The 17,541-nt window shown below is 44.3% G+C and carries 16 protein-coding genes; 12 read left to right on the top strand and 4 right to left on the bottom strand.

All coding sequences use genetic code 11. The annotated features are described in order from the left end of the window. Positions 1–214: 214 nt before the first annotated feature. The 6 genes from QUB51_RS00470 to QUB51_RS00445 all read left to right on the top strand — a co-directional run bounded on the left by QUB51_RS00470 (position 215) and on the right by QUB51_RS00445 (position 6,481). The gene (locus QUB51_RS00470; protein ID WP_333051592.1) at positions 215–427 is read left to right on the top strand and encodes a hypothetical protein; all 213 of its coding nucleotides are present in this window, start codon (positions 215–217) and stop codon (positions 425–427) included. 94 nt (positions 428–521) lie between these two features. Then, positions 522–869, top strand: a complete 348-nt coding sequence (locus tag QUB51_RS00465) for an NINE protein (protein ID WP_333035309.1) — start codon at positions 522–524, stop codon at positions 867–869. A gap of 148 nt (positions 870–1,017) precedes the next feature. Next, on the top strand, positions 1,018–1,758 hold the full coding sequence (locus QUB51_RS00460) for a helix-hairpin-helix domain-containing protein (protein WP_333051595.1): 741 nt from the start codon (positions 1,018–1,020) through the stop codon (positions 1,756–1,758). Between the two features lie 140 nt (positions 1,759–1,898). Beyond that, positions 1,899–2,381: a DUF29 domain-containing protein gene (locus tag QUB51_RS00455; RefSeq protein ID WP_333051598.1), complete on the top strand. Its 483-nt coding sequence runs from the start codon at positions 1,899–1,901 to the stop codon at positions 2,379–2,381. A gap of 294 nt (positions 2,382–2,675) precedes the next feature. Next, positions 2,676–3,686 (top strand): chlorophyll synthase ChlG, encoded by a 1,011-nt coding sequence (gene chlG / locus QUB51_RS00450; RefSeq protein ID WP_333051601.1) that lies wholly within the window; start codon positions 2,676–2,678, stop codon positions 3,684–3,686. A 239-nt stretch (positions 3,687–3,925) separates the two neighbouring features. Beyond that, complete coding sequence (locus tag QUB51_RS00445) at positions 3,926–6,481, top strand: penicillin-binding protein 1A (RefSeq protein WP_333051603.1); 2,556 nt, start codon at positions 3,926–3,928, stop codon at positions 6,479–6,481. 334 nt (positions 6,482–6,815) lie between these two features. Here the strand turns inward: QUB51_RS00445 and QUB51_RS00440 are convergent, their stop codons facing one another. Both QUB51_RS00440 and QUB51_RS00435 read right to left on the bottom strand, forming a co-directional pair. Next, entirely contained in the window at positions 6,816–8,156 is a 1,341-nt protein-coding gene (locus tag QUB51_RS00440; RefSeq protein WP_333051606.1) for a 16S rRNA (cytosine(967)-C(5))-methyltransferase, read from the bottom strand. Positions 8,157–8,272: 116 nt separating this feature from the next. Next, positions 8,273–8,947, bottom strand: a complete 675-nt coding sequence (locus QUB51_RS00435; protein ID WP_333051608.1) for a Uma2 family endonuclease — start codon at positions 8,945–8,947, stop codon at positions 8,273–8,275. Positions 8,948–10,008: 1,061 nt separating this feature from the next. Here QUB51_RS00435 and QUB51_RS00430 point away from each other — a divergent pair. After that, a complete protein-coding gene (locus QUB51_RS00430; RefSeq protein WP_333051610.1) occupies positions 10,009–10,713 on the top strand; it encodes a hypothetical protein in 705 nt (234 codons plus the stop codon). 454 nt (positions 10,714–11,167) lie between these two features. Here the strand turns inward: QUB51_RS00430 and QUB51_RS00425 are convergent, their stop codons facing one another. After that, complete coding sequence (locus QUB51_RS00425; protein ID WP_333209916.1) at positions 11,168–11,614, bottom strand: NADAR family protein; 447 nt, start codon at positions 11,612–11,614, stop codon at positions 11,168–11,170. A gap of 48 nt (positions 11,615–11,662) precedes the next feature. Next, entirely contained in the window at positions 11,663–12,376 is a 714-nt protein-coding gene (locus tag QUB51_RS00420; protein ID WP_333051615.1) for a hypothetical protein, read from the bottom strand. Between the two features lie 121 nt (positions 12,377–12,497). Between QUB51_RS00420 and QUB51_RS00415 the strand changes: the two genes are divergently transcribed. The 5 genes from QUB51_RS00415 (at position 12,498) to QUB51_RS00395 (ending at position 16,728) form a co-directional block, all read left to right on the top strand. After that, positions 12,498–13,577: a dipeptide epimerase gene (locus QUB51_RS00415; protein WP_333261184.1), complete on the top strand. Its 1,080-nt coding sequence runs from the start codon at positions 12,498–12,500 to the stop codon at positions 13,575–13,577. A 31-nt stretch (positions 13,578–13,608) separates the two neighbouring features. Then, a complete protein-coding gene (locus QUB51_RS00410) occupies positions 13,609–14,391 on the top strand; it encodes a Uma2 family endonuclease (protein WP_333261187.1) in 783 nt (260 codons plus the stop codon). Between the two features lie 81 nt (positions 14,392–14,472). Beyond that, the gene (locus tag QUB51_RS00405) at positions 14,473–15,522 is read left to right on the top strand and encodes a DUF1611 domain-containing protein (RefSeq protein WP_333051623.1); all 1,050 of its coding nucleotides are present in this window, start codon (positions 14,473–14,475) and stop codon (positions 15,520–15,522) included. Between the two features lie 36 nt (positions 15,523–15,558). Continuing rightward, the gene (locus QUB51_RS00400; protein WP_333209910.1) at positions 15,559–16,200 is read left to right on the top strand and encodes a type I restriction endonuclease; all 642 of its coding nucleotides are present in this window, start codon (positions 15,559–15,561) and stop codon (positions 16,198–16,200) included. 57 nt (positions 16,201–16,257) lie between these two features. Then, positions 16,258–16,728: a GNAT family N-acetyltransferase gene (locus QUB51_RS00395; RefSeq protein ID WP_333051627.1), complete on the top strand. Its 471-nt coding sequence runs from the start codon at positions 16,258–16,260 to the stop codon at positions 16,726–16,728. Positions 16,729–17,541: the final 813 nt, after the last annotated feature.

The raw sequence follows: 17,541 nt of genomic DNA, 5'->3' as shown, positions 1-17,541 counted from the left end.
CATAGGGGCGGGTTCACATTAATCTGTAATATTAGCCACAGATCCAGATAGACCCGCCCCGGTTCCTTACTTTAGCGGAAAAACAGGGTTTAAGATGGAAGTAATATCTTGTCGGCTGTTGATTGAGAGACTCACGCGGGCGATCGCACCCAGCGGAAGTTGACAATCCGGCTAATTTATAGCTAAATTTTAATTTAGGATGAGGCTTAAACCCATGAGCAATTTGAACAGCCGCAACTTAGAGGGAACGCCGAGTTGGATGCGTTTCGCACCCTACGCAGCCTTGGGTCTGTTAATATTTTCTTTCAATTCAGGCAGCGAACTCAATTATTTCTTGAGAGGCTACTTGGTCATTATACAAGCTCAAGCCGGTATTGTTCTGCTGTATTTTGCGATGTCTAAGTTTCGCAAAAACCCAAATAAATGAGTAAAAATTAGTAACATTACTTAGCTCGATCGTTCAAGGTCGTGCATTCAAAGTCGATGGCGGAAGTTAAAATAAAAAACTGGGGAAAGTAAAAATGGTAAAAGATAAAACCGTAGCAGTTCTGTTAGCTTTCTTTGTAGGAGGTTTCGGAATTCACAAATTTTATTTGGGCAATAACTTAGCAGGGGTATTATACTTGCTATTTTCTGGGACATTAATTCCGTTCGTGATCGCATTTTTCGATTTTCTGGGACTGCTGCTGATGTCGGAACAAGCTTTTCAGGTTCAGTACAATGGCGGCACGTTGCCGTCGGGCTATGTCCTCAGAGCGGCAAAAGATGTAACCGGGGCGATCGGCGAATTGAAAAAACTTTACGATATGGGCGCAATTACCGCCGAAGAATATGAGGAAAAACGCCAAAAACTGTTGCGAGAATTGTAATTAAGAAGGAAGTTCGGCAACGGATTATGTAACGGATGTAACGGATGTAACGGATGTAACGGATGCAACGGATGCAACGGATGTCAGTCCGATGGAAGAAGGTAGAAGAAAGCCCACTATTAAAAAAGTGGGAGTGAAATAAGTAAGTGTGAGATCACAACTATTATTTAAGGATAAAATTAAAGTGTCTCAAGATTTATACTGGCTACGTCAAACTCCAAATTGGGTGTGGTATTCTTTTATTCCCTACTTCGGCGGATTGGCGATCGCCTATGCCGGCCAAAAATCAAATATTCGTAGTTGGATGGGATGGGGTGTTGGCATTACTTTAGCAGCACTCGCGGTATCTTCTTCAACTAATTTGGGTACGATCGTGTGGATTGCTCAAATTGTTACTGCTTTTAGTTTGAAAAAGCGCTATCTCATCAAAACCGCACCCAGAGGTTTACTGGTTCCGGCGAGTGCGACGAATGCCGAAGAATTGGCAAACGTGCGCGGCAAAATAGATATTAATGAGTGTACCAAAGACGATATGGTCAGAATCTTGGGTTTGCCGATCGTCTACGCCAACGATATTGAATCTCTGCAAAACGAAGGCTACATTTTTACCTACGCCGAAGAGTTATCAGAAATAGCAGGAGTTCCCGAAAGTCACGTCAGACGCATCGCCCCGATGATTTGCTTCAGCTACAATTATCAAAAAGAATCGCAGTTTACTTGGAAACGGTTAAATATTCTTTCGCCGGAAGAGTTAATCGCCAGCGGTTTAGATCGATATGTTGCGGAAAAAATAGTTAGAGAAAGGCAGAGAAAAGGCGCTTACAAATCAGTTGTCGAAGTCAAGCGGCGGACGGGACTGCCTTTTGATTCATACCGCCATATTTGTTGATTTACAGTTGTTAAGTAAGTCCAAAGCAAAAAAAACAAACAATAATATGCGATCGAACCTTGTAGGGCCGGGTTAGACCAACAATAATTGCCTAAAACTAATCATCTCGTAAACCCGCCCCGGCCCAACTAAAAAGTATTATGACGACAAAATTAGAAGTAGAACGACAAAAATTGTATGATACAGATTACCTGAGATGGATTGAAACTACTGTGGAAAAGTTGCGGGATCGCGACTATTCAAACATCGACTGGGAAAATCTGATTGCAGAAATAGAAGACATGGGGCGAAGTGAACGCCGGAGTTTAGAGAGTAATCTGGTGGTAATTCTCCTGCACTTGCTTAAGTGGCAATTTCAACCGGATCAAAGAAGCGGTAGTTGGAAAGGCAGCATTGCCGAACATCGCAGACGCATTCGCAAAGCTATCAAAGATTCCCCCAGTCTCAAACCATATCTTGAAGAGGTATTGACTGAATGCTATGCGGATGCAGCAGAACAAGCAATTGCTGAAACTGGATTGCCTGTAGAAACGTTTCCGCAATTATGTATCTACACTTGGGTCGAGGTTCTAGATTCTGAATTTTTGCCAGATTTTCTGGCAGATGAGATGATTCAAGGGTAGTATGGCAAAAAACTCGATCGCCTCCTGGTAATTGACATTCAATGCACCGGCTGGCAAAAATCTCCCCAAGCAGGCGGGCCCAGCAAAATTATTAAAAAAAGTATTTATCCTCTTGACATTTACACAGAATAATGATATTAAAATAAGTTGATGAAACCCGTACTTTTCCCTAGCATTAACTCCAAGACGGGGTAAGTTTTCAAGACGATGCCTTAAATATCAGTGGTATCCTATCAGAATTATTATTGAAACGCAGAACGACACAATAGTAGCAGTACCGCTAACATCACACTTATGTCTGACTCTCCTCCCTCCCCAATCTCCCCAGAATCTGCACCGGAAAGTGCTGCTACCGAAAACCGCAGTTCCAAAACTCGGCAACTGTTGGGCATGAAAGGGGCCGCTAGCGGGGAAACTTCCATCTGGAAGATTCGCTTGCAATTGATGAAACCGATTACCTGGATTCCCCTGATTTGGGGCGTGGTGTGCGGGGCGGCCTCTTCTGGAAACTATGTTTGGAATCTAGAGAATTTCTCGATCGCAGCAGCTTGTATGTTGATGTCAGGGCCGTTGCTGACCGGGTACACTCAAACTTTGAACGATTTTTACGATCGCGAAATCGACGCCATTAACGAGCCCTACCGTCCGATTCCCTCCGGTATCATCTCGATTCCCCAAGTAGTAACGCAAATTTTGGTATTATTAGGCGCTGGCATTGGGGTGGCTTATGCTCTAGACTTGTGGGCGGGTCATGAATTCCCGATAATGACTGTTTTGACTCTCGGCGGCGCGTTTCTAGCTTATATCTACTCTGCGCCCCCGCTGAAACTCAAGCAGAATGGCTGGTTGGGAAATTATGCCCTGGGTGCTAGCTACATTGCCCTGCCTTGGTGGGCGGGTCAAGCTTTGTTTGGTACACTAGATCCGACCATTATGATCTTGACCCTGTTTTACAGTTTGGCTGGGCTGGGAATTGCGATCGTCAATGATTTCAAAAGTGTTGAGGGCGATCGGCAATTAGGGTTAAAATCTTTACCAGTGATGTTTGGCATCAGCACCGCAGCTTGGATTTGCGTTTTGATGATCGACATCTTTCAAGCTGGGATTGCAGGCTATCTGATCAGCATCCACCAAAACCTTTACGCTGTCATTCTGCTGCTGCTGATAATTCCCCAAATTACTTTTCAGGATATGTACTTTTTGCGTAATCCCCTGGAAAATGATGTTAAATATCAGGCAAGTGCTCAGCCTTTCCTGGTTTTGGGTATGCTGGTAGCAGCCTTGGCACTAGGTCATGCGAATTAAGCAGAGTTTTGAGTTTTGAGTTAAAAAATTTTGAATTAAAAAAATCTAATTCACTTCTCAAAAAAATACCAAGTTCTGCAGCGTTAAGAAAAGTTTTGAATTTTGAGTTTTGAATTAAAAACTTTTTAATTCAAAAAAACTAATTCAAGGCAGCGTGTTATTCAAGAAAAAATGTCGAATTAAAAATTAAGAATTGAAGAAGGCTAGCTTTTTTAATTTTTAATTTTTAATCGGACTTGATGAGGTTTGAAGGTCTGATCGTGGCAGAATTTTTCTCAAATATCAAAGATACATTGAGCAAAGTCACTAACGCAATAAGCGGTAATTCCGATCGAGAACCGCCGAAGGCAGCGAAGGGCAATAAGCTCAACTCGCCGGAATCCGAGGCGGAATTTTCTACACGGACAAGGGATGAGCGCTCCGAGTATGTGGTATCAGAAGATGCTGCATCTCTAGAAGAGTCAGAATATTTAGACTCAGAATATTTAGACTCAGAATATTTAGAGTCAGAATATTTAGAGCCAGAATACGCTCGATATCCAATAGTCAAACGCAATTGGCAAGGGTTGAAGCGCTTAATTGCTTGGTTGGAAATTGAACCTCAAGTTACCAGCTTGCAAACCAAGGGAAAAGAATTGTTGGGGCCGGGATTAAGTTTGCTGGGAACTAAATCACCCCAAAAATCCGATAGTAGCGAATTGCCGGAAAATAGCGAATCGCAGAACACCCAACTGCAGAGACATACGGAACTACAGGAAATTAGCACACCGCAGGAAAATAGCGCACCGCAGGAAAAAACTAAAAAACGGATCTCCCGCCGCCCTAGATTTTGGATAAGTTTAGGTGTGGTAAGTATAGGCGGGGGCGCTTTAATCTACGGTTTATGGATTTTGTACACCTTAGACAAAGGTTTGCCAGATGTTAACGATTTGTCAGCGTTTAACCGCGACGGAACGCTGACAATTAAGGCAGCAGATAATACGATTTTGTTGCAGTCGGGGCCTGCAACTAGAGATAAACTGAAACTTAAAGAAATTCCCGAACTCTTGGTTCAAGCTTTTATTGCCATAGAAGACCGCCGTTTTTATCAACATCGCGGGGTGGATTATCAAGGTATTGTGCGATCGATTGTTTCTAATTTGATCGCGCGAGATTTAGTGCAGGGCGGCAGTACAATTACGCAACAATTGGCTCGCGTTGTTTTTCTCAATCAGGAAAGAAGTATTAGGCGGAAAGTTCGAGAAGCTCTTTTAGCTCAAAAAATAGAGCGGGAGTTGAGTAAAGAGCAAGTTTTAGAAAGATATTTAAATCTGGTTTATTTGGGTTCAGATGCCTACGGAGTGGCAGATGCAGCGTTGGTTTTCTTTAGCAAAACAGTCGATAAATTAACTTTGGCAGAGATGGCAACTTTAGCGGGTTTGCCCCCGGCACCGAGCGAATATTCGCCTTTGGTTAATCCCGATATTGCTAAGCAACGCCGCAATCTTGTGCTGCAACAAATGCAGGAAGCGAAGGTAATTACAGAGGCTGAGGCGAAGGCGGCGATGGCGGAACCTATCGCCGTTAAACCAAGTCCGCCGAAGCGATTTAAAGTGGTCGCGCCTTATTTTGCTAGTTACATTCGGAAGGAATTGCCACGCTATGTTTCTCAGGATGCTTTGGAAGCTGGCGGTTTGACTGTTGAGACGACGGTGGATTTGAAGTGGCAGAAAATAGCGGAAAAGGTGGTTAAAGATGCGATCGAAGTTGATGGCCGCCGTCAGGGTTTTGAACAGGCCGCTTTAGTTTCTATGGACACTAAGACTGGGGAAGTTAAGGCCCTGGTAGGAGGTGGAAATTTTAAGGAAAGTGAATTTAATCGCGCTACGCAGGCTTTGCGGCAGCCCGGATCGACGTTTAAAGGGTTGGTTTATGCCGCGGCGATGGCGGCTGGTTTTTCTCCCTATGACGGTTACGAAGACGAACCAATTATTATCGACGGCTATCAACCGAATAATTATGGCAAAAAATTTAGCGGTTGGCGATCGATCTCTGATGCTTTGACGCGTTCGGTGAATGTCGTAGCTGTGAAGGTGTTGATGGATGTGGGGTTTGAACCGGCGATCAAAGTAGCCAACGATATGGGAATTAAGTCGAAATTGAGTCCGATTTATTCCCTGGCTTTGGGATCTTCAGAGGTGAATTTGCTGGAGTTAACCAATGCTTACGGTACTTTAGCAGCGCAAGGGAATTTTATTGAAGCCCACGGAATTAAGCGGGTGATTAATCAGCGGGGAGATGTGATTTATCAGGCTAATTTTAAACCGAAGCGGGTTTTGGATAAGGATAGTGCTGCGATTACTACTTGGATGTTGGAGGGTGTTGTGCAAGACGGTACGGGGGGGCCTGCGGCTTTAAACGATCGCGCTGTAGCAGGCAAAACTGGTACTTCGGAAAATGTCCGGGATTTGTGGTTTATTGGTTACATTCCACAGGTTGTGACTGGAGTTTGGCTAGGAAATGATGATAATTATCCCACCTGGGGAACTAGCGGTACGGCGGCCTACAATTGGCGCGATTTTATGAGTCAAATTGTTAAGGGAATGCCGGTAGAGAAGTTTCCTAAGTTGCCGGAGTTGGAGGGCCGCAAAGGCAGTATTAAGGCTAAACCGGTGGAGCCTAAGAGGATTATTCGGGGAATGATTGTGAATGAGGATGGTGCGATCGTACCTTACAATCCCAATCCTCAACCCCGGTATCGCCAGTGGGAAGAGCCTGCTTATCAAGAGCCTGCTTATCAAGAGCCGGGATATTAAGCGGGTTTTACCAACAATTGCCACCCGTAGGGGCGGGTTTCACGAACAATAATCGCCTAAAACCAATAATCTCATAAACCCGCCCTCACCCAACGGCAAATTTCAATATACCTCTCCCATAATTATTGTGGAACAGGCATCCTGCCTGTTCAAAACTGGCTTTTCTGGAGATGTCTAATATCATGTCCGCTCGATTGACCATAATATCCCGGCCGGGCGGGTTTTTGAGATTGTCCATTATTGGCAGATATTATTGGTGAACCCGCCCCTACCTAATTTCGGGCGAAGCGAAGCGGAGGGAATCGACCGGACATGATATAATGTACAAAAAAATCTAATCTCGTTTGATCCGCACCATAAAAAAGCCGTCCATGTGATGTCTGTGCGGCCAAACTTTCACCCATCCTTCGGGTGATGGCTGTACTGGTAAATCAATTGTTGGCGGTTCGATTTGCCAGTGAGGATTGCTGTCTAAGAACGATCGAATAACTGTTTCATTTTCCAAGGGATGAATTGTGCAAGTTGCATACACTAATACGCCGCCGGACTTGACAAATGTCGCTGCATTTGCTAGCAATTCCGATTGCAGTTGAGATTGTTGTTGAATGTTTTCGGGCGTGTGGCGCCAGCGGGCGTCGGCGCGGCGGTGGAGGGTTCCGAGGCCGGAACAAGGTGCGTCTAGTAAAACTCTGTCTGCGAGGTTAACAAACTCTGGGAAATGGCGGCTGTCTCCGGTATGAATTTTAATGGATTTCATCTGGAGTCTGTCTGCATTTTCTTTAAGTTTTTTGAGTCTGCTGGCGGTTTTGTCGCAGGCATAAATAGTGCCTTCATCCTGCATTAATTCGGCGCTGTGGGTGGTTTTTCCCCCCGGCGCGGCGCAGGCGTCGATGATAGTTTCCCCTGGCTGGGGCGCTAGTAAATGGCTGACTAATTGAGCGCTGCTGTCTTGGATTGTCCACCAACCTTCGCTGTATCCGGGGAGGTTTTGAATTGCGCCGATGCTGCCATTTAGTCTTAATGCTTGTGGCAAGTTGGGGATTCTGCTAACCCTAATGTTGTGGGATTTGAAGGCCGCTTCGATTTGGGCGATCGAGCTTTTTAAGGGATTGATTCTCAGGTCAATTGTGGGGGATTGGTTGAACCATTCACAGAGTTGTTCGGTTTCGGTTTCGCCTATTTGTTCGATCCACAATTCTATTAGCCATTCGGGGAAGCTGTGCAAAATTCCTAGGCGTTCAACGGGTGATTTATAATTGGTAACTGTTAATGGGTTTAAGTCGTTATCTGTTAAACGGATGTATTGGCGCAACAAACCGTTGACAAAACTGCTGAGTCCTGAAAATCCGTTTTCTTTTGCTAGTTGAACGGTGGTGTTGACGGCGGCGGAGGGGGGAATCTGGTTGAGATATTCGAGTTGATATAACCCTAAATGTAAGATTGTGCGGAGTTCGGGCGGTTGTTGGGAGGATTTCTTTGTCGCTAGTTTGTCGATGATGAAGTCGATCGATCGCATTCTCCTGACGCTACCGTAAACTAATTCTGTGACTAAACGCCGATCGAGGTCGTTGAGTTGAGAATTGCTGAAAGCGCGATCGAGTGCGGCATCTGCGAATGCACCGCGGCGGTGGACTTCGCGGAGTGCGAGAAAAGCTATTTGGCGGGGATTTTGCATGGTTAAGATATGGAGACCTAGAAACCGGGTTTTTTACGATAATACTTCGTTACAGCCCGCAGATTCGGTGAAAAACCCGGTTTCTGACCACCCGTGCGTCCAGGACTCTAAAAGTTTCAAATTTCCTCTGGATTTATCCCCATTTCTCGGAGTTTTTCTGAAAGGCGATCGGCTTTTTGCTGTACTAACTCTTTCTCCTCTCGTTCTTGTTCCATTTGTCTTGATAACTCCACATAAGACAAAAACTTGAGTCCATCGGGACGATAAATTTCTAAATCTCCCGATGCAGTTTCAAAACGTGTCTGCAAACGCGGACTTACCCAACCCTCCATTGATTCAATATAGTTGAGTTCTCCGTCACTTCGCACCCAACCCATTAACTCATTATCCTTTAAATCGTAGAAATAACATTCTTCAACCCCATAATTATCGTAAAACTTAAAAAGCTTAAATATTGTTCCCATGCGGTTGCCAGGGGAAATGATTTCAAAGACAACTTGCGGCGCAATATTATCTTCAAGCCACTGTTGGTAGGAACCTCTGTAACCTTTCGGTCTGCCAAACACTACCATAGTATCAGGTGCTTGGCAAGTTTTGTTATCTCCTTCGACAGGATACCACAGCAAATCACCTGCTACAAAGACATTTTCGTGGTCTTTGAATAAGGCATCTATTCCGCCTTGAATTTTTACTATTAATTGGAACTGTTTGGTGTTGTCAGACATGGGTTTTCCGTCGCTGTCTGGGTAGATGATTTCTGGCAAAGTTTGAGAGGGAATTGTTGTTGTCATGGGGATGACTCCATTGCTAGTAGCATCAATTTCTATTTTAGATCGATTTTATAGGACTTACCCAGGGGGCCCAGAAACCGGGTTTTTCACGAAAAGACTTCGTTGCAATCGGCAGATTAGGTAAAAAACCCGGTTTCTTTGTCGGAGTGCGTAAGTCCTGTTTTACTTATTCGGGTTTTGTTGACACCCATGGTTCTAATACAGCGGCTTCCAGGTTTATAAAGTACACCCCAGAAACCGGGTTTCTTCTGGATTTCTCGCCAGAAACCGGTTTTATTCAAGAAACCCAGTTTCTCTGTACTTCACTTACCTGGAAAGTGCTGTAAATTGCGTTCTTCTATGAGAAGTTCTAGCAAAACTCGTCTGTCGCCCTTTGTTTTCTTAGGAACGCGAATTAAATAACTTACAATTTTAATTGTTATTGTGGGATGGGCGTCCCGCCCGTCCAAAAAGGATGGGCGGGACGCCCATCCCAATTTCAAGAGTGGAAGTTATTTAATTCTCATTCCTTATAGCGGACAAACGATCGCTATTTTTGATCGACAATTACCCCCTCGGAGTTATCTCCTAGCAGCTTTTCTTGAAGAAGCTCGGTCTACGAAAGGACAAATATACCTAGAAATTATTGATAAAATTGAATGTAGCAAAATATGAGGGATGTAAAAGTAACTGAAGTGACTGGCAATTGTATAGATGCTGAACTTTATACCGACCGTATTGTAATTACAGAACTATGGCCCACAGGTGAAGAAGATGCAGAACCAGAAAGCACGGAGATCCTTTTGACAGAAGCAAAAAGGCTACTGCGGGAGTGGTAAGCAATTTTGAATCTGTGGTGTGAACAGCAGGCACAATAAATCATTAATCAGCAGATTAAGTGGTTCTCAGGCTCTGCCGGGGAACCGATATCACTCTTGAAGAGCCTCGCAAGTCTTAGACTCGCGGGAGGCAGAGCCTCCAAATCTGCGTCCCCCGGCAGAGCCGGGGAACAAAAAAAATATAAAAAATCTACTTTAAGATTTGTTACAATACACAAAACTTCATACTTTCCCCAACACTGGATGACCTTTTTCAACGCCTCCGAACCCCTAATCCGCTGCAAACAGGAACATCTCGACGTACAAGACATCGAAGGCCTGTTGCAACTCCGCTGGCAAATTGGAAATATTACTCTTTTCTCAGGATTTTATACCCGCATCGACCAAACTTTTCTGCTTTGGGGTTTGGTGACAGGGGGGATTTTTTTTACGGCTCAGTTTTTCCCCCTCAGTTGGAGCTTTCAGGCGATTTTGTGGTCAACTTTGACTCTAATTGGCACTGCGGTAATGGCCGTTTTGACTTTGTTTTGGGTAAGAGTCGAGCGTGTTAGCTGGATTCTTTACTCTTGGGCGATTTTGATGATAACTGGTTTGGTTCTGACGGATTGCAGTATTTTTGCCGGTTGGGGAGGTTTGTTACTGCACCTTTGCGATTTGTGGTTGGGATTGAGCGCGATCGGCTATTTGTTGACGGGACTCGGTTTGCGATCGCGCACTTTTCTCCTGATTGGACTAACTCATTTATTTAGCATCCCTCTATTAACTTTTGTTGCACCTTGGCAATATCTAACCACAGGCATAATTATGGCCGGCTGTTTGTTGTTATTGTCCGAATTGCAGTGGGATATGCGATCGCCGATCGACAATAGTTTGCTAAGCGCAGAACAGAAAGAATTTAATAGAATTCAACAGCAACTGCGACAGAGTGGCGCGATGGTATCCAAATAAATCACAAATGTAAAGAATTCTGAACGAGTGCTGACACTTTCCACAAATCGTACACAATAGTAAAGATACAGCATCAATAAAAAACAAAGTTTAACCAGAACAGGTGTTTTGCTGTTTTACCTGTGAATCGCCAACTTTAGGGGAACGGTGTCCGGGAGGCGACGGGCTAACAATGCTGTACTTGCGACGAAAAAAGTTAATTCCGGTTGAGAGTAGTTGTTAAAACAAAAAAAGTGGTGCAGGGTTTTTACCGTTTCCCCTGCTTCGCAGTCTCTGAGGAGAGGCTAAACCCTCTACTAGAACAGCCCGACGAGATTGACACAAGTTTTGACAGTTGCTCATGCCGATTTATGAGTTCAGTGTTTAAGAAAATTGAGGAAATGCTCGCTGACGAGCATTGCAGGACTTAGGATTAAATAAGTCCTGCTTTAGTTTGGGAAATTTAAGTTCTGTTTTACTCTGACGTGCGTTTTCGCAATATTTCCCTTACTTCCATTAAAATCTGGCCCAACATATTTTTGCCGCTGCCATCTTTACCGCAACCCCAATAGTAATCAACTGGGGAATTTTCGACTATTTCCTCATCCGCTGTAGCGAGTAAAATTTCTCTAATTTCGGCATGAGTTTCAAATTTTCGGAGTACGGCTTTTCGCATGATATCATCTTTTACTTTTTCCCAATCTTTACGGAGGGGACGAGAGCGATCGCGCCCCATTTTTGCGGCATCTTTCGGCGTTTTTGCTTGGCGAATTTGGTCGCAATGAGCCGTTTTGGGAAACTTTTGTGCTTGAAAATAATGCTCGGTAGTTGGCCAATATTCTCCGTCTAACTCGAATCCATGACTGGAAAAATTAGAAAAACAGCCGTATTCGCTGGCAGTGGTGTAGAAGTATATAGCCATAAAGTCTGCGATTTCAATTTCGTTAATAATCTTGGTTTATAGTCAGTTTTACCTCTGTGGATTATCCACTATCTTCAACCGCAAATCAATAGTTTCAAGATAGGAACCGATGTAAGACAGCAGGGCATAGATAAATACTATCACCCCTACCATTTCCAAAATTTCCTCAACAGAAGCCAACAAACCGTAGATCAAGTTTCGCTGGCCAACCGCATCTGCATAATAGCCACAAACCATTTCCATGCCAAGTGCTCCACCGACATATATACTGCCTGCCAGTAAAAATAAATCCCTTGTTTTTCGGGGTAGGTGCCGGAGAAACTTGAGATAAGCCAGCGCAGTAACCGCAACAAAAATCGCCCCCGGAATTACCCAAATGAAGTAAAAAATGCCCCCTAAATCCAGTGCTTTTCGCAAGTCGTTAATAATTAATATTTCGTGCAAACTCAAGATTTCATCTAAAGAAAAAAATACAAAGATGAACGCCAGCGCTTTCCAGTGTCCAAAATACCGATCGCCCTCCTTCTTCTTAGCACTAGCAATAATACCTAGCAAAATCGCGCAAAACAGCAAAGTAAATGACGAGTACCACGAAGGATAATTTATTTCTCTGTCTAAGTTAAACAAACTAATCCAGCGTTCTTGATAGTTGAAACCGTACCGCAGAACTTGTACGATGCAACCAGCAACAGCAAAGAAGAGCACCCAAATGCTGAGAGAGAAAGCAACTCTCTTCGGCGAAACAGAAATAATGAATTTCATCAAATTTTTGATAAACTAGAACAAGCAAAATCAAACTATAAAGTAAAAAGTAAAAAATGGCAATAGCGGCGCAATCCGTCCCCTCGGATTTTTATCTACAAAAAATTACCAATCACTGACAATGCACGTTCAAATTGAAACTTTCACTGTCCGCAAGCGGTTTGCCCTTACCATCAGCCGCGGTACAACAACCCAAAGTACGAATTTATGGGTAAAATTAGCACACGAAGGCATCGAAGGTTGGGGAGAAGCATCGCCTTTTTCCACAGGTTCTCGGCCCCAAACTACCGAAATTCTGCTAGCTGCATTGCAGGAAGTTGCACCGCTGCTAGAAAAGTTTACTCCGTTCGATCGCCAAAAAATCGAACAAGTATTAACAGAGGTCAACTTACCCTCAGCCGCCCGCGCCGGCATCGACATGGCAATGCACGACTGGCTGGGCAAAAAAGCAGGCTTGCCGCTGTGGAAAATGTGGGGATTAGATCGATCGCGCATCGTCCCCACCTCCGTCACAATCGGCATTAATTCGCCGAGGAGTGCAAGAGAAAGAGTGCGCGATTGGTTTGGTAAAGATGCGACAGATCCAGCAAGCATCAAATACCGCGCCGTTAAGGTTAAATTAGGAAATCCCGCAGGAATCGAAGCCGACAAAGCTATGTTAATAGCAGTGCTAGAGGAAGCACCAGCTAACCTTAAAATCAGTGTAGATGCTAACGGCGGTTGGAGTTTGAGCAGCGCGATCGAAATGTGTCGTTGGCTGGAAAAATACCAGATAAATTATGTCGAACAGCCGCTTTCACCTGTCGCAGATATGGAGGAATTCTCAGAACTGTACCGTCAATCGCCCCTGCCAATTTTTGCTGATGAAAGTTGCTTTAATAGTTCCGATATACCCAAGCTAGCGCACTGCGTTCACGGCATCAATATCAAAATGATGAAGTCAGGCGGATTGACTGAAGCAATGCGGATGATTCACACAGCCAAAGCCTGCAATTTGCAAGTAATGTTCGGCTGCTATTCAGATAGCGCGATCGCAAATACAGCAGCAGCACAACTTTCACCGCTAGCTGACTATTTGGATTTGGACAGTCACTTAAATTTATTAGACGATCCTTTCACCGGTGCGATCGTCGAAAATGGGTGTTTGTTGCCAAACGGGCGATCGGGATTGGGAGTGCAGCGAATGAAGATTGTAGAATAGAAGTATCGCTCAAGATAAATCTGGAGATAGTATGATACCAGTAGAATCAATAGGACAGGGAATTGATAGAGAAGCCAAACTTTTTTTTGAAGAACATAAACCACCGACTGATTTAATTTTTGATGATGGTGCAGAAATGGAAAGCAACCGCCACCGTATAGCAATGACCGTTTTAATCCGTTCCGTAGAACAAGGTTTAGCTAACCGGAACGATTTTTTTGTCGGTGGCAATATGTTTATTTATTACAGCGCTAAACAGATTCGGAATCAGGATTTCCGAGGCCCGGATTTTTTTGCTGTGTTGGGTGTAGACAGCAATACTTCTCGACAAGGCTGGGTAGTTTGGGAAGAAAACGGACGTTACCCGGATGTCATTGTGGAACTGCTGTCGCCGTCAACGGCAAATCAGGATACAGGGAAAAAAAAGGATATTTACGAGCAGGTTTTTAGAACTCCTGATTACTTTGTTTTCGATCCTTTCGAGCCCAATTCTTTGCAAGGATGGCGTTTAGATTCCAACCTGCGCTATCAGCCGTTAGTACCCAACGAACAGGGTTGGCTGTGGTGCGAAACGTTAGGTTTTTGGTTGGGCACATGGGAAGGAATTGTCGATCGAGAAACTGCGACTTGGGTGCGTTTTTTCGATGAATCTGGCAATTTAGTTTTGTTGCCGGAGGAAGCCGCTCAACAACAAGCCGAAGCCGCTCAACAACAAGCGGAACAGGAACGCCAGCGAGCCTCGCGACTAGAGGCCAGATTGCGAGAATTGGGAGAAGATCCGAATGATCTTACCATGAACCCAAATCACAGCTAACACCCAATCGATTTTAGATTTTAGATTTTAGATTTTAGATTGAAGCTAAAATCTAAAATCGCCCGTCTCAAAAGTGAACCAATGACTAAAAATTATTCGATCAAAAATGGTAAAGTTGCAATCCTGCTGCACGAGGGAATTCTCGGCCATTCCGGCAAAACAGGTTTAGCATTTTTGCGCTACAGCGAAGCACAAACTGTAGCAGTAATAGACAGCCAATGTGCCGGACAATCTTTACCTGAATTAACTGGCATTCCTCAACAAGTACCGATAGTTGCTTCCGTTGCAGAAGCACTGCAATTTGCGCCGAATATTCTGCTAATTGGTATCGCTCCTTCCGGCGGTGTTTTGCCGGCAGAATGGCTGCCAGAAATTAATCAAGCGGTAGCAGCGGGTTTGTCCGTTGTCAACGGTTTGCACGCGAAACTTGCACCTTTGGTAACAGTTCCATTAACCGAAAATCAATGGATTTGGGACGTGCGTCAGGAACCGAAATCTGTCGGTGCGATCGCCTCTGCTGCTGCGGCTAAATTAAGTTGTCGCCGCGTATTAACTGTCGGCACAGATATGAGCGTTGGCAAAATGTCAACCAGTCTGGAACTCAATCGCACTTGCTTGCAGCGGGGTTTGCGTTCCAAATTTTTGGCAACCGGACAAACTGGTTTAATGATCGGAAATGAAGGCCTTCCTTTGGATGCAGTGCGAGTTGATTTCGCCGCTGGTGCTGTCGAACAAATGGCGATAAAATTGGGTTCTGAATGCGATATTCTGCACGTAGAAGGGCAAGGTTCGCTATTGCATCCCGGTTCGACGGCGACTCTGCCGCTGCTGCGGGGTTCGCAGCCAACTCACTTAATTTTAGCGCACAGAGCCGGACAAACTAGCATTCGCAATCACCCGCACGTATCGATTCCCAGGTTATCAAAAGTGGTGGAATTGTACGAAATGGTAGCTGCGGCTGCGGGTGCTTTTGCAGGGGGAAAAGTGAGCGCGATCGCCCTCAACACTCATCACTTAAATGAGGCAGATGCGCTGTTAGCAATAGCTGAAGTTCAAGCAGAAACGGGATTGCCTTGTACCGATCCGGTAAGGTTTGGCGCGGAGGTTTTGTGGGAGGCGATCGACAATTAGTATGCTACAATAAATTTCAATTGAAGATGCAAAGCCATGACACAATCAATTCAAGCAAAAACACTGACTCTGCACGATGTCAAAACAAAATTTAACTTCCAACTTTGTGAAGACGAGCAATTTTTCCGGGAGTGGATGGACGATTTACCAGAAATTACAGATGAAGAAAAGCGATATCTTGACAAAGTAAAGGCTGGCTATACTAACAGTGCCGACCACTCCATGATAGAAGATACCGTAAAAATGGTGGTACTTGCTCCCTTGCTATTTTTAGCAGATTTATACCTGAATCCCTTTCATATAGAAGCAGAAAAATCGGTGGAACTTGTCACCGTGGATGAAGGTATACTTGTCAGGGGAAGTATTGATGTTCTGCTTTTAATTGAATCTTTTTGGGTAGTTGCGATCGAAGCGAAGCGAGCACAATATTCCGTTGAAGCTGGACTTCCTCAGTTACTATTTTATATGCTGAATGACCCCAGTCCAGAACAAGTAACATTTGGGCTTCTGACAAATGGCAGCAGCTTTCGATTTATCAAAGTGACCAAACAAGGCACACCGCAGTATGGCGTGTCTAAACTTTTCGATATTGGGAGTCCAGGAAACGAACTTTACGAAGTCTTTCGCATTTTGAAGCGGCTAGCTGGTATAATTTCCAGTAACACCTCTTATACTTAAATACATAATAAGGCTGTTGAGAACTCAAACTAAACGAGACAGCCAACAAAAATCACAATGAATGAAAATTCTTTGGAGTTGCAGTCAGGATTCGTCCTCCGCCCGGCCTCAGAGCAAGATATGAGGTCAATTAGAATCTTAGTTTGGGGCGCCAAACTCGATCCAACTCAGTTGCGCTGGGAGCAATTCTGGGTCATCGAATGCGAGGGAAAATTGGCAGCTTGCGGACAGTTGCGGAACTTTGCGGGCGCGCAAGAATTGGGCAGTTTGGTGGTGGCGAAAGATTGGCGCGATCGAGGTTTGGGAAGCTACCTCACAAAATATTTAATTCAACAAGCTACAGAACCGCTATATTTAGAATGTTTGGGAAAGCGACTCGCATCATTTTATACTCGCTTTGGCTTCACAGAAGTTTCCGTACAAGATTTGCCGCAGTCGCTTAAATTCAAGTTCGGTTTGTCTCAATTAGCTAAAACTTTATTCAAAATTCCTGTAAGAATTATGCAGTATCAAGCAGGTTGTCTGTAATTATGACTTTTATGAATTTAAGATTCTGAATTTATGAATGGATTTTAAGTTCGACCTGTTCAATAATTGGATAACAGGGTGCGATCGACCTGCATCGATCAAAAACTCCTACCGCCTCCTGATATCTGCGTCAGTCTCGATCGCCTATTGTCTATGCCTAAATAGGTAGGTACACCTCAATATCGCATGGGGAGGGTGGGTGAGTTGCCAAGTTTACTTGCTTATATCATTGATCCGCTTACGGGCCCCTAATGGCGCACTGGCTGTCAGAAACCGGGTTTTTAGAGGTTTGGTGCGTCAGTTACGGACTAGATATTTATGGATATTCCTGATTGGGCGATCGAGAAGGCGTAAGTTCATAATTCACTGTTTGCGGTAGTCCAGTTAGCTAAATTGGCACAGCTACCAGCCTGATATTTAGGCAGAAACCCTTGCAAAATCGTTGTTTGCAGGTTAACCAGTGTCATGTGCCAGTACCAGACTCGGAAAGTGGACTGGCGATCGCACCAAAGATATTGGACTCCTGGCAAATTAGTAAGTGTAAAGCAAGTGAGTCACAACCCAATCAAAAAACTCAACCCCAAAATTCAAGCCAAAAATAAAACATTTTCACAGCAGCAGTAATGCGGAATCAGACAATCTCTAATGTAGCTAACCACATCTACCCTTAAGGTAAATCCCACCAACTGCTCAACCACTAAATCCTTAATTCAATACCTCGGAATTACTGGATTTAGACTCCCCGCAACCGCTTCTCAAATCCCCTCAACATTTCAAAAATTATTTGCCTTTTATCCTGATAAAACCACGGAA

Origin of the sequence: Microcoleus sp. AT8-A3, from assembly GCF_036705675.1 — a bacterium.
In the GTDB taxonomy this organism is placed as follows: Bacteria; Cyanobacteriota; Cyanobacteriia; order Cyanobacteriales; family Microcoleaceae; genus Microcoleus.
This window is presented reverse-complemented; position numbering and strand designations above follow the sequence as displayed.